Source organism: Pseudomonas sp. FG35 (assembly GCF_057809295.1).
Genome location: NZ_JBMDJR010000024.1, coordinates 25,526 through 45,361, shown reverse-complemented (window position 1 = coordinate 45,361; position 19,836 = coordinate 25,526). Strand labels below are relative to the sequence as shown.

Here is a 19,836-nt window from a genome sequence, read left to right as displayed (position 1 = left end):
GTGGGGCGAATTATAGAGACTCAGAATCTGCCGTCAACCCTTAATTTCGCTTTTCTTTCAATAAGTTGCGGACAGGCCAAAAAACACTCAAGACCCTCTATATAAAAGAAGGATTCAGCACCCCTTCTTTATAGAGAGAACTTTCAGAGCACTCCATCCTCTTTCATCGCAGCCACTGCTCCAGCTCCAAGACCCAGCACCCGCTGCAAAACCTCCAACGTATGCTCGCCCAACAAAGGAGGCGCATGGCGATACTCAACAGGCGTCCGCGACAACCTAATCGGACTGGCCACCTGCGGCACCATCCCCGCCAGCGCGTGAGGCAGCTCAATCGCCAACCCGCGAGACTTCACCTGTGGATCCTCGAACACCTGTGACAGATCATTGATCGGTCCACACGGTACACCCGCCTGCTCCAGCTGAGCCACCCACTCAGCGGTCGTCTTGAAGACTGTTGCCTGACGGATCAACGGAATTAGAACAGCCCGGTTCGCCACTCGCAGCTTATTAGTCGCAAAACGCGGATCGTCCGCCCACTGCGGCTGCCCCGCCACTTCGGCAAATTTACGGAACTGCCCGTCGTTGCCCACCGTGAGAATGAAGTCGCCGTCAGCCGTAGGAAAATCCTGATACGGCACGATGTTCGGATGCGCATTCCCCAGCCGCTTCGGCGCAGTGCCCGTCGTCAGGTAATTCATCGCCTGGTTGGCCAGACATGCCACCTGTACATCCAGCAGCGCCATGTCGATATGTTGCCCACCGCCATCGTGATCACGATGAGCCAGCGCCGCCAGGATCGCCACGGTCGAATACAGGCCCGTCAGGATATCGGTCAGCGCCACACCCACTTTCACCGGCCCGGCCCCCTCATCACCCTCGGGTCGCCCGGTCAGACTCATGAGCCCGCCGAGACCCTGAATCATGAAGTCATAACCCGCACGCTTGGCATACGGTCCGGTTTGACCGAAACCGGTGATCGAGCAATAGATCAGATCTGGATTGATTGCCTTCAGCGACTCGTAATCCAGGCCGTAAGCCGCCAGGCCACCCACCTTGAAGTTCTCGATCAGGATGTCGGACTTGGCTGCCAGCTCCCGAACCAGCTTCTGACCTTCGGGACGCGTGAAGTCGATCGTCACCGATTGCTTGTTGCGGTTGGCCGACAAGTAGTAAGCCGCCTCGCTGGTGTTCTCGCCATAGGCGTCTTTAAGGAAGGGCGGCCCCCAGGCGCGAGTGTCGTCACCATTACCCGGGCGCTCGACCTTGATCACTTCCGCCCCAAGATCAGCCAGAATCTGACCAGCCCATGGGCCGGCCAGCACTCGCGATAAATCCAGTACCCGTAGATACGACAGCGCGCCCATGGTCGCTCTCCTGTTAATAGAACGCCTGCAGGCCGGTCTGCGCACGACCGAGGATCAGCGCGTGAACGTCGTGAGTACCTTCATAGGTATTCACCACTTCCAGGTTGACCAGGTGACGGGCCACACCGAACTCATCAGAGATCCCGTTGCCGCCCAACATGTCACGCGCCATGCGGGCGATCTCGAGAGACTTGCCGCAAGAGTTGCGCTTCATGATGGATGTGATTTCAACCGCAGCAGTGCCTTCGTCCTTCATGCGACCCAGACGCAGACAGCCTTGCAGTGCCAAAGTGATCTCGGTCTGCATGTCAGCCAGCTTCTTCTGGATCAACTGAGTGGCAGCCAACGGACGACCGAACTGCTGACGATCCAGGGTGTACTGGCGAGCGGTGTGCCAGCAGAACTCGGCAGCACCCAGCGCCCCCCAGGAGATGCCATAACGTGCGGAGTTGAGGCAGGTGAACGGACCTTTCAGTCCACGCACATCCGGGAAGATGTTCTCTTCCGGCACGAACACATTGTCCATGACAATTTCGCCGGTGATCGAAGCCCGCAGGCCGACCTTGCCGTGAATCGCCGGGGCACTCAGGCCTTTCCAGCCCTTCTCCAGTACGAAACCACGGATGTCGCCGGCATCGTCCTTGGCCCAGACCACGAACACATCGGCGATCGGGCTGTTGGTGATCCACATCTTGGCACCGGTCAGGCTGTAGCCGCCGTCGACTTTGCGTGCACGCGTAATCATCGCGCCCGGGTCGGAACCGTGGTTCGGCTCGGTCAGACCGAAGCAGCCGATCCACTCGCCGGACGCCAGCTTCGGCAGGTACTTCTGCTTCTGTGCTTCAGTACCGAATTCGTTGATCGGCACCATCACCAGCGAAGACTGCACGCTCATCATCGAACGGTAGCCAGAGTCGACACGCTCGACTTCACGGGCAATCAGGCCATAGCTGACGTAGTTGAGGCCGCTGCCACCGTACTGCTCGGGGATGGTCGCGCCCAACAGGCCGACCTCACCCATCTCACGGAAGATCGCCGGATCGGTCTTCTCATGGCGGAAGGCTTCGAGAACGCGCGGCGCGAGGCTCTGCTGGGCGAATTGCTCGGCAGTGTCGCGGATCATGCGTTCTTCTTCAGTCAGCTGTTGATCCAGCAGCAGGGGATCGATCCAGTTGAAGCTAGCTTTGCCGCCCATGAGTGAGTCCTCGCAAATCGGGTGAATTAACGTGGCATTGATCCTAGGCCCGCTTCGCCATCCCGGCAAACGAGGTTTTCGCATCCTGTTGTGCTAATTTCTCACTCCGAAACGTCGCGAAATGCCGATTGAGCGATGTATTAGTGAGGTTGACGTACATGCGCCGCAAGATACCCAGCACCACCGCCCTGATCAGCTTCGAAGCCGCCGCCCGTCACGAGAGCTTTACCAAGGCCGCCGAAGAACTTTCCCTCACTCAAGGCGCCATTTGCCGACAGATTGCCAGCCTGGAGGACTTCCTCAGCGTCGAACTGTTCCGACGCTCGCGTCGCGGGGTGAAGCTGACAGAAGCGGGCCTTTCCTACAGTCGTCGGGTCGCCACGCAACTCGACGCCGTTGAGCGCGACACCCTGTCGGTGATGGGTCAGCAAGGCACCAATGTGATCGAGCTCGCCGTGGTGCCCACCTTCGGCACGCAATGGCTGCTGCCAAGACTGAAGGACTTCCAGCTCAAGCATCCGGAGGTGACAGTCAACCTGACCAACCGCACGCGCCCGTTCCTGTTTGCCGACACCGATTTCGACGCGGCGATCTACTTCGGCGACGCCGACTGGTCCGGTACCGAATCCCACAGGTTGATGGGCGAGAATCCGATGCCGGTGTGCAGTCCTGCCCTGCTCGGCAACAAGACGCATCTGACACCCGATGAGATCGCCGATCTGCCGCTGCTCCAGCAAACCACACGCCCGTACGCCTGGCGACAGTGGTTCAACTCGCAACACCTGAACATTCCCCGCGACATGACAGGTCCGCGCTACGAGCTATTCTCCATGCTGGCCCAGGCCGCCATGCACGACATGGGCATCGCGCTGATCCCACCATTCCTCATTCAGCGCGAACTGGCCGAGAAACGCCTGGTGATTGCCAACCCGAACGCGCTCTCCAGCATCAAGGCGTATTACCTGATGATTCCGGAGCGAAAGGTCGAATCAGCGTCACTCAAGGCTTTTCGCGATTGGTTAGTGAGCCAGGCACACAGCTACAACCTAGAAGAATAAAGGGCTACAGCGATTGCTAACCCCGTAGTCAGGAAATCCAAAGCCCTACAGATATAACTATTTGTCGCAAATAGACAGACTGTATCCGAAAGTCGTACAGACGTCCCACAAGCGCCTGCCGACGTGGCTTTGCGCCCTCATTCGCGACTCATTGCGGCCTATTCACGTCACCGATGAGAAAAATCTTCAAATTCATCCAGACTCCTTGAAAGGCACGGCCTGCAAGGGATTCAACTGGCCATCTGCGACATTCGGTCACGGGATGACTTGTAGTTAATTTTCCGTCACCCGTCATAATCCCTTGAAGGGCATAAACTTCGCCTGCAAAATGCCGCGCCCCGCCCTGATTTGGCGGGATCGTGCTGATCGGCCGCCCCAGTCGCACCATCCGTAGTGCATGGGTTTACTCAATAAGATCACGCAGGAGATTTGACGTGCACATTGGTGTTCCTCTCGAAACCCAGACCGGTGAAACACGGGTTGCTGCAACCCCGGAAACCATTAAAAAGCTGATCAGCCAAGGTCATAAGGTCACTGTGCAAACCGGCGCCGGCGTTAAAGCCAGCGTTGTCGACAGTGCCTATGAAGCGGCAGGCGCAACCATTGGCAGTGCCAATGACGCGTTTGGCGCCGAGCTGATTCTCAAAGTGGTCGCGCCAAGCGATGCCGAACTGACGCTGATCAAGCGCGGAACGGTGCTGGTGGGCATGCTCAACCCATTCAACAACGACACCATCGCAAAGATGGCCGAGTGCGGGATTACCGCGTTTGCCCTGGAAGCGGCGCCACGTACCTCCCGGGCCCAGAGCCTCGACGTGCTGTCATCCCAGGCGAACATTGCCGGCTATAAGGCCGTGCTGCTGGCCGCTCATTACTATCCGCGCTTCATGCCGATGCTGATGACTGCTGCGGGCACCGTGAAAGCGGCGCGCGTGCTGATTCTGGGGGCTGGTGTGGCCGGGTTGCAGGCGATTGCCACGGCGAAACGTCTGGGTGCCGTCATCGAAGCGTCCGACGTACGTCCGGCCGTGAAGGAACAGATCGAATCCCTCGGCGCCAAGTTCGTCGACGTGCCTTACGAAACCGATGAAGAACGCGAATGCGCGGTCGGCGTCGGCGGTTACGCACGCCCGATGCCGGCGAGCTGGATGCAGCGTCAGGCCCAAGCCGTGCACGAGCGCGCCAAGCAGGCTGACATCGTCATCACCACCGCACTGATACCGGGCCGCAAGGCACCGACGCTGTTGAGCGCGGACACCGTGGCGCAGATGAAACCCGGCTCGGTGGTCATCGACCTCGCTGCAGCCCAGGGTGGCAACTGCCCGCTGACCGTGGCCGATCAGGTCGTGATCGAGAACGGCGTGACCATCGTCGGCCCGACCAACCTCGCCGGTGAAGTCGCCGCAGACGCCTCGGCGCTGTATGCACGCAACCTGCTGGACTTCCTGAAGCTGGTCTTCACCAAAGAAGGCCAGTTCGAAGTAAACCTCGAAGACGATATCGTCGCCGCGTGCCTGATGTGCCGCGACGGCCAAGTCATCCGCAAAAACGCCTAAGCAGGGATTCAGACGATGGAAGAGCTTATCTCCCCCGGTATCTACAACCTGATCATCTTCGTGCTGGCGATTTATGTCGGTTACCACGTGGTCTGGAACGTTACACCCGCGCTGCACACGCCGCTGATGGCAGTAACCAACGCCATTTCGGCGATCGTGATCGTCGGCGCCATGCTCGCGGCTGCACTGACCGTCACCCCGCTGGGCAAGACCATGGGCACCCTCGCCGTGGCACTGGCCGCGGTCAATGTGTTCGGTGGCTTCCTGGTCACCCGCCGCATGCTTGAGATGTTCAAGAAGAAAGCCCCGAAAGCAAAAGAAGAGGCGCCTAAGTAATGAGCATGAACCTCGTCACGACGCTCTACCTGATCGCATCGATCTGCTTCATCCAGGCCCTCAAAGGCCTGTCGCACCCGACCACGTCGCGCCGCGGCAACCTGTTCGGCATGCTCGGCATGGCGCTGGCAATCATCACCACGATCGGCCTCATCTATAAGCTGGGCGCTGAGCTGGCGACCGCAGGCATCGGTTATGTAATCGTCGGCCTGCTGATCGGCGGCACCGCCGGTTCGATCATGGCCAAGCGCGTTGAAATGACCAAGATGCCGGAACTGGTTGCGTTCATGCACAGCATGATCGGCCTGGCAGCGGTGTTCATCGCCATTGCGGCCGTGGTCGAGCCGCAGTCGCTGGGCATCGTCAAGCAACTGGGCGACTCGATCCCGGCGGGTAACCGTCTGGAGCTGTTCCTCGGCGCAGCCATCGGTGCAATCACCTTCTCCGGTTCGGTGATCGCTTTCGGCAAGCTGTCGGGCAAGTACAAGTTCCGTCTGTTCCAGGGTGCACCGGTACAGTTCAGCGGTCAGCACAAGCTGAACGCGGTACTGGGTCTGGCGACGCTGATCCTCGGCGTCACTTTCATGCTGACCGGCAACCTCGCCGCGTTCGCACTGATGCTGGCCCTGGCGTTCGTCATGGGCGTGCTGATCATCATCACGATCGGCGGCGCCGACATGCCGGTGGTGGTGTCGATGCTCAACAGCTATTCCGGCTGGGCAGCGGCGGGGATCGGCTTCTCGCTGAACAACTCGATGCTGATCATTGCCGGCTCCCTGGTGGGCTCCAGCGGTGCGATCCTCTCGTACATCATGTGCAAGGCGATGAACCGTTCCTTCTTTAATGTACTGCTCGGCGGTTTCGGCAATACAGCAGACGCCGGTCCTGCCGGCGAGAAAGAAGCCCGTCCGGTGAAATCCGGTTCGGCTGACGACGCGACTTTCCTGCTGACCAACGCTGACACCGTGATCATCGTTCCGGGTTACGGCCTGGCGGTGGCTCGCGCGCAGCATGCCCTGAAAGAGCTGACCGAGAAGCTGACCCACCACGGCGTGACCGTGAAGTACGCGATCCACCCGGTGGCCGGTCGGATGCCTGGCCACATGAACGTACTGTTGGCCGAGGCCGAAGTGCCGTACGACCAGGTGTTCGAAATGGAAGACATCAACTCCGAGTTCGGCCAGGCCGACGTGGTGCTGGTGCTCGGCGCCAACGACGTGGTCAACCCGGCCGCCAAGAACGATCCGAAATCGCCGATTGCCGGCATGCCGATCCTCGAAGCGTTCAAGGCCAAGACCATCATCGTCAACAAGCGCTCGATGGCCAGCGGCTATGCCGGCCTGGACAACGAACTGTTCTATCTGGACAAGACCATGATGGTGTTCGGCGACGCGAAAAAAGTCATCGAAGACATGGTCAAAGCGGTCGAGTAACCCTCGCCGGCAACACCGAACGCCCCGACTTGTCGGGGCGTTTTTGTTTGCGCAAACCGTCGGACAATTTGCCGCGTTGTTGCAGATCCAGTAACGGTGTTTTACTTGAAACCCGCTAAATAGACGCCTCGTTTGCGACCTTGGTAGCGGGACAGGCGCTCGCGAAATTCACTAGACTGCGCATCCTGCTACTCGCTGCCCGAGAAAATAATCCATGTACCGTGACCGTATTCGCCTGCCTTCGTTGTTGGATAAAGTGATGAGCGCCGCCGACGCCGCTGCGCTGATTGAGGACGGCATGACCGTCGGCATGAGCGGCTTCACCCGCGCTGGCGAAGCCAAGGCCGTGCCCCATGCGCTGGCCGAGCGAGCCAAGGTCACGCCGCTGAAGATCAGCCTGATGACTGGCGCCAGCCTGGGCAACGATCTCGACAAGCAACTGACCGAGGCCGGCGTCCTGTCCCGGCGCATGCCGTTCCAGGTCGACAGCACCCTGCGCAAGGCGATCAACGCCGGCGAAGTGATGTTCATCGACCAGCACCTGTCGGAAACCGTCGAGCAACTGCGCAACCAGCAACTGAAACTGCCAGACATCGCCGTGATCGAGGCCGTGGCCATCACCGAACAGGGCCATATCGTGCCGACCACTTCGGTGGGCAACTCGGCGAGCTTCGCGATCTTCGCCAAACACGTGATCGTCGAGATCAACCTGGCGCACAACGCTAACCTGGAAGGTCTGCATGACATCTATATTCCAACCTATCGTCCGACCCGCACCCCGATCCCGCTGGTAAAAGTCGACGATCGCATCGGCAGCACCGCGATCCCGATCCCGCCGGAGAAAATCGTCGCCATCGTCATTACCCAGCAGTCGGACTCGCCGTCCACCGTGTCATCGCCGGATGTCGATACCAAAGCCATCGCCGATCACCTGATCACCTTCCTCAAGCAGGAAGTCGATGCCGGGCGCATGACCAACAAGCTCGGCCCACTGCAGGCCGGGATCGGCAACATTGCCAACGCGGTGATGTGCGGCCTGATCGATTCGCCGTTCGAAGAACTGACCATGTATTCCGAAGTGCTGCAGGACTCGACCTTCGACCTGATTGATGCGGGCAAACTGAGCTTCGCCTCGGGCAGTTCGATCACCCTTTCGGAGCGGCGCAACAGCGACGTGTTCGGCAATCTGGAGAAGTACAAGGACAAGCTGGTACTGCGTCCCCAGGAAATCTCCAACCACCCTGAAGTGGTGCGACGCCTGGGTATCATCGGCATCAACACGGCCCTTGAGTTCGACATCTATGGCAACGTCAACTCCACCCACGTCTGCGGCACGCGGATGATGAACGGCATCGGCGGCTCGGGCGACTTCGCGCGCAACGCACACCTGGCGGTGTTCGTGACCAAGTCGATCGCCAAGGGCGGCGCGATTTCCAGCGTGGTGCCGATGGTCAGCCACGTCGACCACACCGAGCATGACGTCGACATCCTGGTGACCGAGGTGGGCCTGGCCGACCTGCGCGGCCTGGCGCCACGGGAACGCGCCCGGGTCATCATCGATAATTGCGTGCACCCGGATTACCGCCCGGCGCTGAACGATTACTTCGAAAAAGCCTGTGCGATCGGCGGCCACACCCCGCACATCCTGCGTGACGCCCTGAGCTGGCACATCAATCTGGAAGAAACCGGACGCATGCTGGCGGTGTAATCCGCACAGATTTTCCGCTGGCGCAAACACAGTTTCGTCAGCGGAATTTTGAAAACCGCCGCAGCCGTCAAAAACTGTACTGCTGTACCGGTCGTTTCCTACGGCTTTTACCTACTCGAATCATCGAACTGGGTAAAAATGCACCAAATAAGCGCAGACAGGTACAGTTTGCGCAATTTTGACCCGTACACCCCCTATAAACAGTTAACTGGTCACTCACAATACAGGTGAACTGTATCTAGAGAGTCTGGCCAAACGAGAGGATCATGGGCACCAGTTAAACCACTACCTAATCCCGCCACAAGCGGAAGGATGTCAACCATGGAACGTACACTCAGTTCCGAACTGTTCTTCGAAGACAAAGCTGTAAACACCCAGGCTTCCCTGCCTCTGCGCGTAATCGCCAATCTGATGCTGTGGCAGCGCCGCATCTCCAGCCGCCACCAACTGGCTCGCCTGGATTCGCGTCTGCTGGCCGATGCCGGTATCAGCGAAGCACAACGCTACGAAGAGCTGAGCAAGCCGTTCTGGCGCTAATCAGCGTCGCTGGCTCTGGTCGCTAGACCCACCGCCAGCAACCCGAATTGAACACACAAGACCCGTCGCGGGAAACCGCGACGGGTCTTGTCGTTTCAGGGCAGAAAAATCTGAATATCCAGCCCGAAACACCAGACAGGTACAGTTTCCTAAAAATAGATTAATAACAAGTACAGTTACGCAAAATGTGTTCAGGCCAGCATCCTGACCACTGTGCGGATTCCCCACGGAGGCCTAAGATCCATGCAGAACGTGGCGAATGCTGTGCGACTGGCGTCTGACCTTCAGACACCGAGCCACCTCTCAATACGGTTTATCCACAGGAGTTCTCCCATGTCCCGTCTTCGTCTGCTCAGCGCCGCAGCCCTGCTGGCCGTCGCTGCCAACGCCAGCGCCACCAGCTTCATCGTGACCACCGACGCCGTGGTTGGCGCGCTGAAGTCCTCTTCCGATGCCACTTCCGATGTCACCTCGTCCTTCCGTGACGACAAGATCGTGCTCGCTGCCCGTGACGACGCTGCCAGCTTCGTAGCCAGCGAAGGCGAAATCCGTGGCGTGAAACTGGAGAGCGCTCTGGATCACATCCGTCATCAGGCTCCGCAACTGAACGCGACCGACGCACAGTTGGCCCAAGCCATCCTGACGATCTAAGCGACAGAAACATCGCGGGGCACGCCGGTCGTGTCCCGATGCTTCGGCGCTGGCTCTAGTCCGGGCATTGCGCTAGCCTTGGGACTCGCCAACAACTGCCGAGTCTCATGCGTTTTCTTACAAATCTGCTTATCCCCTCTGTACTGATCACCGCCTGCTGGGTTCCTCTGGCAGACGCCTTCGATGTGTCCACGCAGAACACCGTTGTCAGCGTCTGGGCCACCGGCATGGTGTCTTCCGCGCCGTTCGACCGTAAACTGATCGTCGCCGCGCACGACGATGCCGCAGCGTTCGTTGCCAGTGACGGCCAGATGCGCGGCGCACAGCTCGAATCCGCCCTGCATTACCTGCGCAAGAGCCGGCCAAAACTTCATGTCAGCGACCTTGAACTGGCACAGGCAATTCTCGTCCAATAGTCATCCCTGTCCTTTCGGAGTCGTTCCATGCGTAGCCCGCTGATTGCTGCCACCCTTGGCCTGCTGTTGTTGGCCGATATGGCCCAGGCGCACACCCTGGTAGCCACCAGTAACATCATCGTCCGCGCCTCCCAGCGCACCATCGATTTCACTTCCGACACCACTACGTCGATTCGCGATTCGAAAATCATCCGCGAAGCCCACGACGACGCTGCCAGTTTCGTGGCCAGCGACGGTGATATCCGTGGTGCAAACCTGGAAGCGGCCTTCAATACCTTGCGCACCCGCGTACCGGAAGCCCGCGACGCCAGTGATCAGGTACTCGCCGAAGCCATCCTCGCACTGTGAGGTCACTCGGCGCCTGGCTGCTGGCCGGGGCGTTGTTGCTGCTTGGCAACAGCGCCCACGCCGGCCTGCAATTGCGGCTCAAGACCGATGGCTTGAGCCCCGCCCAACAACAGGCCAGCCAGGCGCTGCTCGATGAAGCCATGCAGGCATTGCCGCCGAGCTTCATCGAACGCCTGGACCGGCGCATCGATGTCGGCTGGACCGACGACATGCCCGGCAACGCCTATGGTCAGGCGACGCTCGTCTCCGAGCTGGACCTGAACCGCAAACTGCTCGCCAGCCTCACCGATGGCAGCGCGGCCACTCAAAAAACCAATCGCCCCCACGGCACTGTACGCCGGGAACTGCTGGCCACGGTGCTGCACGAAATCACCCACATTTACGATCGCGCGCGCTTGTGGCCGGCGGCCGAACGCACGCTGATCCAGCGCTGTACCCGCCGCAACAACAGCGCCGGGCTGATCGGCATTCCCGATGAGTGCCGCGGCCAGAACGGTCGCCGCTTCACCCTCAGCGATGATCCACGCCTGCTCGATCTCGCCGGCTGGCAGCAATACGTTGGCCGTCGTGGCGAACGTGAACAGCACAACCGGCAGATCGCTCGCAGCCCCGACCTCTACGAAATCTCCAGCCCGAAGGAGTTTGTCGCGGTCAACATGGAGTATTTCCTCCTCGACCCGAGCTACGCCTGCCGCCGCCCGGCGTTGTATCGCTATTACCAGCAGCACTTCGGCTGGGCACCCCCGGCAAAGGATGAATGCGCTAAAACTTTCGCCTTCCTCAATGCCGGCAACGACTTTGCCAAACAGCCCCTGGGTCAGGTCGATCCGGAACGCGTGTACGCGGTGGATTACCTGTTGGCCGAAGCCAACCAGAACTGGGTCAGTCGTTGGGGCCACAGCATGTTGCGTCTGGTGATCTGCGCACCGGGGCGGCCACGTGGGCCTGACTGCCGACTGGATCTGGACCAGCATCTGGTGCTGTCATACCGCGCCTTCGTCGGTGACGTACAGCTGTCGAGCTGGGACGGGCTGGTCGGTAAATACCCGTCGCGTCTATTTGTGTTGCCGCTGGCGCAGGTGATCGACGAATACACCAAGACCGAACTGCGCAGCCTGGCGTCGGTGCCTCTGAATCTCTCGCGCAGCGAAATCGAGGGCGTGGTCGAACACGCCGCCGAAATGCACTGGAGCTACGACGGCAATTACTTCTTCCTCTCCAACAACTGCGCGGTGGAAGGCCTGAAACTGCTACGCAGCGGCAGCAACAACGCCCGGCTCACCGGCCTCGACAGCATCATGCCCAACGGTTTGCTGGAAGTGCTGAAGGGCCGAGGCCTGGCTGACACCAGCGTGCTCGATGATCCGAAAGAGGCGTTGCGCCTGGGTTATCGCTTCGACTCGTTCCGTGATCGTTATCAGGCGATGTTCGATGTGTTGAAGAAGCAATTGCCGATCAAGCAGACAACCGTTGAAGAATGGCTTTCGCTGTCCGCCGAAGAGCGTCGCCCATGGTTCGAACGGGCTGACCTGCGCACCAGCGCCGCGCTGCTATTGCTGGAGCAAGCCAGTTTCCGCCGCCAACTGTTGCTGGCTCAGGATGAGGTCAAGCAACGCTACCTCGGCGCCCGGGAGCTGGAGAACGGTGGCATGGACAAGGCCAACGCGACCTTGCAGCAGATCCTCGCCAACAGCGGCTTCCTCAGCCGACCGGCAGAACTGCTCGACTCCCGAGGTTATGGCCTGCCTCAACCGAGCGAGTTCAGCAGGCTTGAAGCGGAAAGCAGCCAGCGTCAGAAACAGTTGCTGGCCCTGACCGGCGATCTGGATAAAGAAGTGCGCGCACTGCTGGAGCCCAAACGAGCGGCCGAGATTGCGGCCAGCGAGGCCAACGTAAAGCAGATCGGCGAGCACCTGCGCAAACTGCACAAAGCCTCGGGCGGACTGGAGTTGCCCTGAAAAACAACGGCCCCGAAAACAAAAGACCGCAGCCTGTGAGGCTGCGGTCTTTTTTATTGCCTGACGATCAGTACAGAACGCCATCCAGCACTTCGTAAACGATCCCGGTGCCCACCGCGATCAGCACGATGTCACCACCGGCGCGACGCCATTCATAACCCGGGTAATACGGCAGGCGACTCAACGCCCGGTTATCCAGCCGCTCGCCGTAATAGCCATGGGGCAGCGGTCGGCCACGGACCAGGTGGATGCCTGGAGGGGGCGGCGCACCGCGAACGAAATAGCCATGATTGTCACGGATCACCTGACGCACCGGGCCGAAGTCCCGAGGCGGCGGGCCGCCGCGATGGTTGCTTTGCCAATCATGGTGATCGCCACCTCGATTGTCGTAGTGGCCCTGCTGCGGGCCGCCGTGGTCGTGATCGTCGCGCGGATCGGCGCTGGCCAGCAGCGGCGCTGCGCTGATCATCAGCGCGCCCAGACTGGCAATCAGACGTTTCGGCATTTTCATCGGATCTTTCCTCACTGCACTGACAGCAAAAAGGGGTTCAGAACCTGGCTCTGAACCCCTCGGTCTTGCTCAATTAGTCTGTGCCGCGAAGCCCTAATTCCTCTGTATCAGGAACTTTACCTTCAGCTGACGCGAGCCTTACGCACGCCTTCGGACAGCGCCGAGCACAGGCTCAGCACGCCGTCGATGGCCTGGTCCGGCGTGGTCGCGTTGGCGATGTGATCGATCAGCGCCGAACCCACCACCACACCATCGGCCAGACGCGCAATGGACGCGGCCTGCTCCGGCGTGCGGATACCGAAACCGATGCTGATCGGCAGGTCGGTATGACGACGCAGACGCGCCACCGCCTCTTCGACGTGTTCCAGCGTCGCCGCGCCGGCACCGGTCACACCGGCAACCGACACGTAGTAAACGAAGCCGGAGCTGCCATTCAGCACTTTCGGCAGACGTGCATCATCGGTAGTCGGAGTGGTCAGGCGGATGAAGTCGATGCCCGCCGCCTGGGCCGGGTCGCACAGCTCCGAGTTGTGCTCCGGAGGCATGTCGACCACGATCAGGCCGTCCACGCCCGCCTCTTTGGCTTCGGCGATGAAACGCTCGACGCCGAACTTGTGGATCGGGTTGAAGTAACCCATCAGCACAAGCGGCGTGTCGCTGTTGTCCTGGCGGAACTCGCGCACCATTTGCAGGGTTTTGCTCAGGTTCTGTTTGGCACCGAGGGCACGGATGTTCGCCAGCTGAATCGCCGGGCCATCGGCCATCGGGTCGGTGAACGGCATGCCCAGTTCGATCACGTCGGCACCGGCTTTCGGCAGGCCTTTGAGGATCGCCAGCGAGGTGTCGTAGTCCGGGTCGCCAGCCGTGACGAAGGTCACCAGGGCGGCGCGGTTCTGTTCCTTGAGTTCGGCAAAGCGGGTTTGCAGGCGGCTCATCAGTGTTTCTCCTGCTTCGATTGTTCCATGTGGTGCATGACGGTCTGCATGTCTTTGTCGCCGCGGCCGGACAGGTTGACCACCATCAGGTGATCCTTCGGCAGTTTCGGTGCGCGTTTGAATACTTCGGCCAGGGCGTGGGCGCTTTCCAGTGCCGGGATGATCCCTTCCAGACGGCAGCACTGGTGGAATGCGGCGAGGGCTTCGTCGTCGGTCACCGAGGTGTACTGGACGCGGCCGATGTCATGCAACCACGCGTGTTCAGGGCCGATGCCCGGATAGTCGAGGCCGGCGGAAATCGAGTGGGCATCGATGATCTGGCCATCGTCGTCCTGCAGCAGGAAGGTGCGGTTGCCGTGCAGCACACCCGGTACACCGCCGTTGAGGCTGGCCGCGTGCTTGCCGGTCTCGATGCCGTAACCGGCGGCTTCGACGCCGATGATTTCAACGCTCTTGTCGTCGAGGAACGGGTGGAACAGGCCCATGGCGTTGGAACCGCCGCCGATGCACGCCACCAGGCTGTCCGGCAGGCGGCCTTCCTGGGCTTGCAGTTGATCGCGGGTTTCCTTGCCGATCACCGCCTGGAAGTCGCGAACCATGGCCGGGTAAGGGTGCGGACCGGCCACGGTGCCGATCAGGTAGAAGGTGCTGTCGACGTTGGTCACCCAGTCACGCAGCGCTTCGTTCATTGCGTCTTTCAGGGTGCCGGTACCGGCGACCACCGGGATCACCTCGGCGCCCAGCAGCTTCATGCGGAACACGTTGGCCTGCTGGCGTTCGATGTCAGTGGTGCCCATGTAGATCACGCAGTCCAGACCGAAACGCGCAGCCACGGTGGCGGTGGCCACGCCGTGCATGCCGGCGCCGGTCTCGGCGATGATGCGTTTTTTGCCCATGCGCCGCGCCAGCAGGATCTGGCCGATGCAGTTGTTGATCTTGTGCGCGCCGGTGTGGTTCAGCTCTTCGCGCTTGAGGTAGATCTTGGCGCCACCGCAGAACTCGGTCAGGCGCTCGGCGAAATACAGCGGGCTCGGACGTCCGACATAGTCACGCTGGAAGTAGGCCAATTCTTCTTTGAACGCCGGATCTTCTTTGGCCGCTTCGTATTCGCGGGCCAGGTCGAGGATCAACGGCATCAGGGTTTCGGCAACGTAACGGCCGCCGAACGAGCCAAACAGGCCGTTGGCGTCAGGGCCGTTACGCAGATCGGAGGTGTTCGAAGTCTGGGTCATGGTTCGCTCCAGCGGATTTCACGAGAAGACAATGGCGTTCACTCTACCCCTGACCTTCCAGGCTGAAAACCGATAAGATCGCCACAACCTGTCAGGAAAACTCACAGATATCATGAGCCATGACCTTCCCCCGCTGAACGCCCTGCGCGCCTTCGAAGCCACCGCCCGGCTGAACAGCGTCAGCCAGGCTGCCGAACAGCTGCACGTAACGCACGGTGCGGTCAGTCGCCAGCTCAAGGTGCTGGAAGAGCACCTCGGTGTCAGTCTTTTCGTCAAGGACGGTCGTGGCCTGAAACTCACAGATTCCGGCGTTCGCCTGCGCGATGCCAGCGGCGAGGCGTTCGACCGTTTGCGCAGCGTCTGCGCCGAACTGACCCAAAGCACCGCCGATGCGCCGTTCGTGCTCGGTTGCTCCGGCAGTCTGCTGGCACGCTGGTTCATTCCGCGATTGGGACGCTTGAATGCCGATCTGCCGGACTTGCGTCTGCACCTGTCGGCCGGGGAAGGCGATCTCGATCCGCGCCGTCCGGGGCTGGATGCACTGCTGCTGTTCGCAGAACCGCCGTGGCCGGCAGACATGCAGGTCTATGAGCTGGCCAGTGAGCGCATCGGCCCGGTCATGAGCCCGCTGTTCAGTGGCTACCAGCGCCTGCAATCGGCACCGCCCATTGCCCTGCTCGACGAACCCTTGCTGCACACAACCTCACGCCCGCAAGCCTGGCCGAGCTGGGCGCAGCAAAGCGGCCTCGACGCCAAGGCGTTGAAGCTGGGGCAAGGTTTCGAGCATTTGTATTACTTGCTGGAAGCGGCCGTCGCCGGGCTGGGCGTGGCGATCGCGCCGGAACCGCTGGTGACCGAAGACTTGAAGGCCGGACGCCTGGTCGCGCCGTGGGGTTTCAGTGAAACCTCGGCGCAACTGGCGTTGTGGCTACCCAAGCGCGCCGCAGACGGACGCGCCCGGCAATTGGCGCAGTGGCTCAAAAACGAGCTGCGCCAGGCGGATCACTCGCCGCGCTTGAACAGCAAGTAAGCGGCCAGCAGACCCAGCGCACCAACCGCCACACCGGCAGTCGTCCACGGGTGTTCCTGCGCGTAATCGCGGGTGGCGATCCCGGTCTCGCGGGTTTTGACTTTGACTTCTTCGTAGGCATCGCTGAGCAGGCTGCGCGAATGTTTCAGCGCACTTTCGGCATTGCTTTTCAGCGCCTTGAGGGTCTTGCGCGACTCGTCAGAAGCGTCGTCCTTCAGGCTTTCCAACGATTTGAGCAGACTCTCGATCTCCGCTTCCATGCTTTGCAACGAGGCTTTGCGTAACGAGGTGTTGGCCATGGTGGCTCTCCTGCATTGGTGATGAGTGGCGTGTGTTGGTTGGGACTTCAGCGTTTCTGGAAAGTGCAGAAAATCTGAACTTCCTCTCGCCCGGATCGCCGAAATCAACACGGCAAATCGCTGCTAGGCTCAATTGCACACGTCAAGGAGAACACCATGAGTGACCATCACACCTACAAGAAAGTCGAGCTGGTCGGTTCGTCCACCAGCAGCATCGAAGACGCGATCAACAATGCGTTGGCCGAGGCCAACAAGAGCATCAAGCATCTGGAATGGTTCGAAGTGACCGAAACCCGCGGCCACATCAAGGACGGCAAGGCGGCGCACTTTCAAGTGACCCTGAAAGTCGGGTTTCGGATTGCCAGCAGCTGAGTTTGGTCTACGCTTCTGAACTTGCGCGCTGGCCGAGTGCCATAGGAATGGCAATGCGCTACGAGGTGAGCGCATCGAGCGAAAGGCTCGCTGCCCGCCTTAATTAATCCGACCAGGGAGTGCGACCGATGAAGAAGTTGATATTGGCAGTAGGTTTGTTGAGCCTTGCGGGTGGTGCGTTTGCTGCCGGCAAGCCCTGTGAAGAACTGAAGGCCGAAATTGCGGCCAAGCTGGATGCCAAGGGCGTTTCCGGGTATTCGCTGGAGGTTGTCGACAAGGGTGCAGCCAGTGGCGGCAAAGTCGTCGGTACCTGCGAAGGCGGCGCCAAAGAGATCGTCTACACCCGCGGCTGATCACGCCGGAAAAACAAAAGCCGACGCAATGCGTCGGCTTTTTTCTGAACGGCTATCGGGTTCAGCCCTTCATCACCTGCGCCAGCAGCTCGTAGGAGTGCAGGCGGTCGGCGTGTTCGTACAGGTCGCAGGTGAAGATCAGTTCGTCAGCCTGGGTCTGTTCGATCAGCACTTCCAGCTTCGCGCGGATTTTCTGCGGACTGCCGACCATCGCCAGACCGAGGAAATCCCCCACCGCCTCACGCTCGTGGGGCAACCACAGGCCGTCCATGGTTTTTACCGGCGGACGCTGCACCAGACTTTGCCCACGCATCAGCGCGAGGATTCGTTGGTACACCGACGTTGCCAGGTAATCGGCCTGCTCATCGGTATCGGCCGCCACCAGCGGCACGCCGAGCATCACGTACGGCTTGTCGAGTACCGCTGATGGCTTGAAGTGGTTGCGGTAGACGCGAATCGCCTCGTGCATGAAGCGCGGTGCGAAATGCGAGGCGAAGGCGTAGGGCAAACCGCGCTCGCCGGCCAGTTGCGCACTGAACAGGCTGGAACCGAGCAGCCAGATCGGTACATTGGTGCCGGTGCCCGGCATCGCGATCACGCGCTGATCAGGGGTGCGCGGCCCGAGAAAGCGCGCCAGTTCAGCCACGTCTTCAGGGAAATCATCGGCACTGCCGGAGCGCTCGCGGCGCAGGGCACGGGCAGTCATCTGATCGGAACCCGGTGCACGGCCCAGGCCGAGGTCGATCCGACCCGGATAGAGGCTTTCAAGGGTGCCGAACTGCTCGGCAATAACCAGCGGCGCGTGGTTGGGCAGCATCACGCCACCGGAGCCGACCCGAATGGTCGACGTGCCGCCGGCCAGATAACCCAGCAACACCGAGGTGGCGGAACTGGCGATGCCATCCATGTTGTGGTGCTCGGCGACCCAGAACCGCGTGTAGCCGAGCTTCTCGACGTGCTGTGCCAGATCCAGCGAGTTGCGCAGCGACTGGGCCGGGCTGCCGTTCTCGCGCACCGGCACCAGGTCGAGGGTGGAAAACTTTACGTCGGACAGTTGCTTCATAAACCTGCATCTCCGATTGAGGGCGCAGGTGTGTTCTTGGCGAACGCAAACCTGCCCAATTCATAAGCGTGTTCTGTGCAATGAGGGCATATACCCGAGTTTCAATAGCCGATCCGAAATTTCCTACTAAAAAAGTCAACGATTTACTTGGGCTGAACTTTGTCCCGGCGTCTATCCTCAGAAGCCTTGCAGGCAAAAACCACGACGGCGCGACGTTTCGCGCCCGAATTGAAGGAGGCACACATGGCTATCGTGAAGAAGGCATCCGCGCATTGGGAAGGTGACCTGAAAACCGGCATCGGCTCGATTTCCACCGAAACCGGCGTCCTGCGTGAAGCGCCCTACGGCTTCAAGGCGCGCTTCGAGGGCGGCAAGGGCACCAATCCGGAAGAACTGATCGGCGCTGCCCATGCGGGCTGTTTCTCCATGGCGTTCTCGATGATTCTCGGTGACGCCGGGCTCAAGGCCGACAGCATCGACACCCAGGCCGAGGTCACGCTGGATCAGGTGGACGGCGGCTTTGCGATCACCGCAGTGAAACTGATTCTCAAGGCAAAAATTCCGGGAGCGACCCAGGCGCAGTTCGAGGAGCTGAGCAACAAGGCCAAGGAAGGTTGCCCGGTGTCCAAGGTGCTGAATGCGAAAATCAGCCTCGACGCCTCACTGGTCAGCTGACTGCTTGAGCCGGATCAGAACCCGCCAGGCAAAAATGTGGTCGAATAAGTGACAGCAGCTTTCGCGCATCTTCGTGCGCGCTGCTTCGATGGAGCTTCAACCATGAAACGTTTTGCCTTGGCGGTTATCTGTGGCGTGCTGGCAACGTCGGCCTTCGCAGCGCCCAAAGACTGCGAAGAACTCAAGCAAGAGATTGAAATCAAGATTCAGGCGAATGCCGTGCCCTCCTACACCCTGGAGATAGTCTCCAAAGAGGAGGCTGAGAAACACGACATCGCCATGATCGTCGGCACCTGCGACAACGGCACCAAAGCCATCATCTATCAGAAGAACGACCGCTGATACGCCTCAGATGATGCAGTTGACTTCGCGATCCTCGGCGACGATTTCCCGCTTGTCGTTATACAGGCGGGCACTCGGGGTGAAGGCCAGAGAACGGCCTTCCAGCCTGTAGCGCTGCCCCGCTTCGAAATGATCGTAGCGGATGGTCAGATAACACAGGCGCTCCACCGGGCCGGTCATCAGGCTGCCGCCTCCCCCGAACACTTCAAAATCGAAGCGCACCCTCAACTCATGGCTTCCGGGCGTTACCTGAAAGAAACGCCCGTCAGTCAGCCGCTGGTTGTCGAGACGCTCGGCCATCAGCAACTTACCACCCGGGGACGGCGTCGAGAATTCGACCCAGGCCATGTTCGGGTCGACGGGGGGCAATGGTGTCTGGCAACCGGCGAGCAGGCCGGCGGCGAGCAACAGCATCAACGTGCGCATGATGAATGTCCGTGAGTTCGGACATCCAGCATAACGCC

At 60.3% G+C, this 19,836-nt stretch carries 23 protein-coding genes; 15 read left to right on the top strand and 8 right to left on the bottom strand.

Annotated features, from left to right (window positions below; all coding sequences use genetic code 11):
- Positions 1-143: 143 nt before the first annotated feature.
- Both ACODTD_RS27945 and ACODTD_RS27940 read right to left on the bottom strand, forming a co-directional pair.
- Positions 144-1,364, bottom strand: a complete 1,221-nt coding sequence (locus ACODTD_RS27945) for a CaiB/BaiF CoA transferase family protein (protein WP_489105412.1) — start codon at positions 1,362-1,364, stop codon at positions 144-146.
- Between the two features lie 13 nt (positions 1,365-1,377).
- On the bottom strand, positions 1,378-2,559 hold the full coding sequence (locus ACODTD_RS27940; RefSeq protein WP_011331834.1) for an acyl-CoA dehydrogenase: 1,182 nt from the start codon (positions 2,557-2,559) through the stop codon (positions 1,378-1,380).
- Positions 2,560-2,717: 158 nt separating this feature from the next.
- Between ACODTD_RS27940 and ACODTD_RS27935 the strand changes: the two genes are divergently transcribed.
- The 10 genes from ACODTD_RS27935 (at position 2,718) to ACODTD_RS27890 (ending at position 12,560) form a co-directional block, all read left to right on the top strand.
- Positions 2,718-3,617 carry a LysR family transcriptional regulator gene (locus ACODTD_RS27935; protein WP_011331833.1) on the top strand — a complete coding sequence of 300 codons (900 nt, stop codon included), beginning with the start codon at positions 2,718-2,720 and terminating at the stop codon, positions 3,615-3,617.
- Between the two features lie 434 nt (positions 3,618-4,051).
- Positions 4,052-5,173 (top strand): Re/Si-specific NAD(P)(+) transhydrogenase subunit alpha, encoded by a 1,122-nt coding sequence (locus ACODTD_RS27930; protein ID WP_011331831.1) that lies wholly within the window; start codon positions 4,052-4,054, stop codon positions 5,171-5,173.
- A 15-nt stretch (positions 5,174-5,188) separates the two neighbouring features.
- Entirely contained in the window at positions 5,189-5,509 is a 321-nt protein-coding gene (locus tag ACODTD_RS27925; RefSeq protein WP_003220416.1) for an NAD(P) transhydrogenase subunit alpha part 2, read from the top strand.
- Positions 5,509-6,942, top strand: a complete 1,434-nt coding sequence (locus tag ACODTD_RS27920; RefSeq protein ID WP_489105411.1) for an NAD(P)(+) transhydrogenase (Re/Si-specific) subunit beta — start codon at positions 5,509-5,511, stop codon at positions 6,940-6,942. The genes ACODTD_RS27925 and ACODTD_RS27920 overlap by 1 nt, the downstream gene beginning before the upstream one ends.
- A gap of 214 nt (positions 6,943-7,156) precedes the next feature.
- Complete coding sequence (gene scpC / locus ACODTD_RS27915) at positions 7,157-8,650, top strand: succinyl-CoA:acetate CoA-transferase ScpC (RefSeq protein ID WP_201819604.1); 1,494 nt, start codon at positions 7,157-7,159, stop codon at positions 8,648-8,650.
- A gap of 321 nt (positions 8,651-8,971) precedes the next feature.
- Positions 8,972-9,187, top strand: coding sequence for a DUF1127 domain-containing protein (locus ACODTD_RS27910; RefSeq protein WP_007911656.1), 216 nt, complete (start codon positions 8,972-8,974; stop codon positions 9,185-9,187).
- Between the two features lie 333 nt (positions 9,188-9,520).
- Positions 9,521-9,838: a DUF2388 domain-containing protein gene (locus ACODTD_RS27905; RefSeq protein WP_007953908.1), complete on the top strand. Its 318-nt coding sequence runs from the start codon at positions 9,521-9,523 to the stop codon at positions 9,836-9,838.
- Between the two features lie 107 nt (positions 9,839-9,945).
- On the top strand, positions 9,946-10,254 hold the full coding sequence (locus ACODTD_RS27900) for a DUF2388 domain-containing protein (RefSeq protein WP_011331827.1): 309 nt from the start codon (positions 9,946-9,948) through the stop codon (positions 10,252-10,254).
- A gap of 27 nt (positions 10,255-10,281) precedes the next feature.
- Positions 10,282-10,602, top strand: a complete 321-nt coding sequence (locus ACODTD_RS27895; RefSeq protein ID WP_011331826.1) for a DUF2388 domain-containing protein — start codon at positions 10,282-10,284, stop codon at positions 10,600-10,602.
- On the top strand, positions 10,599-12,560 hold the full coding sequence (locus ACODTD_RS27890; RefSeq protein WP_108558948.1) for a DUF7844 domain-containing protein: 1,962 nt from the start codon (positions 10,599-10,601) through the stop codon (positions 12,558-12,560). The genes ACODTD_RS27895 and ACODTD_RS27890 overlap by 4 nt, the downstream gene beginning before the upstream one ends.
- Positions 12,561-12,627: 67 nt before the next feature.
- Here ACODTD_RS27890 and ACODTD_RS27885 read toward each other — a convergent pair whose 3' ends face one another.
- The 3 genes from ACODTD_RS27885 to trpB form a co-directional block, all read right to left on the bottom strand.
- Entirely contained in the window at positions 12,628-13,071 is a 444-nt protein-coding gene (locus ACODTD_RS27885; RefSeq protein WP_197869030.1) for an anti-virulence regulator CigR family protein, read from the bottom strand.
- A 122-nt stretch (positions 13,072-13,193) separates the two neighbouring features.
- Positions 13,194-14,006: a tryptophan synthase subunit alpha gene (trpA, locus tag ACODTD_RS27880; RefSeq protein ID WP_489105410.1), complete on the bottom strand. Its 813-nt coding sequence runs from the start codon at positions 14,004-14,006 to the stop codon at positions 13,194-13,196.
- Positions 14,006-15,238, bottom strand: a complete 1,233-nt coding sequence (gene trpB / locus ACODTD_RS27875; RefSeq protein ID WP_236192574.1) for a tryptophan synthase subunit beta — start codon at positions 15,236-15,238, stop codon at positions 14,006-14,008. The genes trpA and trpB overlap by 1 nt, the downstream gene beginning before the upstream one ends.
- Before the next feature lie 112 nt (positions 15,239-15,350).
- Here trpB and ACODTD_RS27870 point away from each other — a divergent pair, with 112 nt between their 5' ends.
- On the top strand, positions 15,351-16,268 hold the full coding sequence (locus ACODTD_RS27870; protein WP_489105409.1) for a LysR family transcriptional regulator: 918 nt from the start codon (positions 15,351-15,353) through the stop codon (positions 16,266-16,268).
- Here the strand turns inward: ACODTD_RS27870 and ACODTD_RS27865 are convergent.
- Complete coding sequence (locus ACODTD_RS27865; RefSeq protein WP_011331820.1) at positions 16,241-16,567, bottom strand: ElaB/YgaM/YqjD family protein; 327 nt, start codon at positions 16,565-16,567, stop codon at positions 16,241-16,243. The two genes, ACODTD_RS27870 and ACODTD_RS27865, sit on opposite strands and share 28 nt — an antisense overlap.
- Before the next feature lie 156 nt (positions 16,568-16,723).
- On the opposite strand from ACODTD_RS27865, the gene ACODTD_RS27860 reads away from it, so the two are divergent.
- Both ACODTD_RS27860 and ACODTD_RS27855 read left to right on the top strand, forming a co-directional pair.
- The gene (locus ACODTD_RS27860) at positions 16,724-16,939 is read left to right on the top strand and encodes a dodecin (protein WP_007953919.1); all 216 of its coding nucleotides are present in this window, start codon (positions 16,724-16,726) and stop codon (positions 16,937-16,939) included.
- Between the two features lie 128 nt (positions 16,940-17,067).
- Positions 17,068-17,292, top strand: a complete 225-nt coding sequence (locus tag ACODTD_RS27855) for a DUF1161 domain-containing protein (protein ID WP_011331819.1) — start codon at positions 17,068-17,070, stop codon at positions 17,290-17,292.
- Between the two features lie 61 nt (positions 17,293-17,353).
- On the opposite strand, the gene ACODTD_RS27850 is transcribed toward ACODTD_RS27855, so the two are convergent.
- The gene (locus ACODTD_RS27850) at positions 17,354-18,355 is read right to left on the bottom strand and encodes an LLM class flavin-dependent oxidoreductase (RefSeq protein ID WP_489105408.1); all 1,002 of its coding nucleotides are present in this window, start codon (positions 18,353-18,355) and stop codon (positions 17,354-17,356) included.
- Between the two features lie 243 nt (positions 18,356-18,598).
- Between ACODTD_RS27850 and ACODTD_RS27845 the strand changes: the two genes are divergently transcribed.
- Positions 18,599-19,030: an OsmC family protein gene (locus ACODTD_RS27845; protein ID WP_011331817.1), complete on the top strand. Its 432-nt coding sequence runs from the start codon at positions 18,599-18,601 to the stop codon at positions 19,028-19,030.
- Positions 19,031-19,132: 102 nt separating this feature from the next.
- Positions 19,133-19,372, top strand: a complete 240-nt coding sequence (locus ACODTD_RS27840) for a DUF1161 domain-containing protein (protein ID WP_007953935.1) — start codon at positions 19,133-19,135, stop codon at positions 19,370-19,372.
- A gap of 6 nt (positions 19,373-19,378) precedes the next feature.
- Here ACODTD_RS27840 and ACODTD_RS27835 read toward each other — a convergent pair whose 3' ends face one another.
- Entirely contained in the window at positions 19,379-19,798 is a 420-nt protein-coding gene (locus tag ACODTD_RS27835) for a PA0061/PA0062 family lipoprotein (RefSeq protein WP_108558944.1), read from the bottom strand.
- Positions 19,799-19,836: the final 38 nt, after the last annotated feature.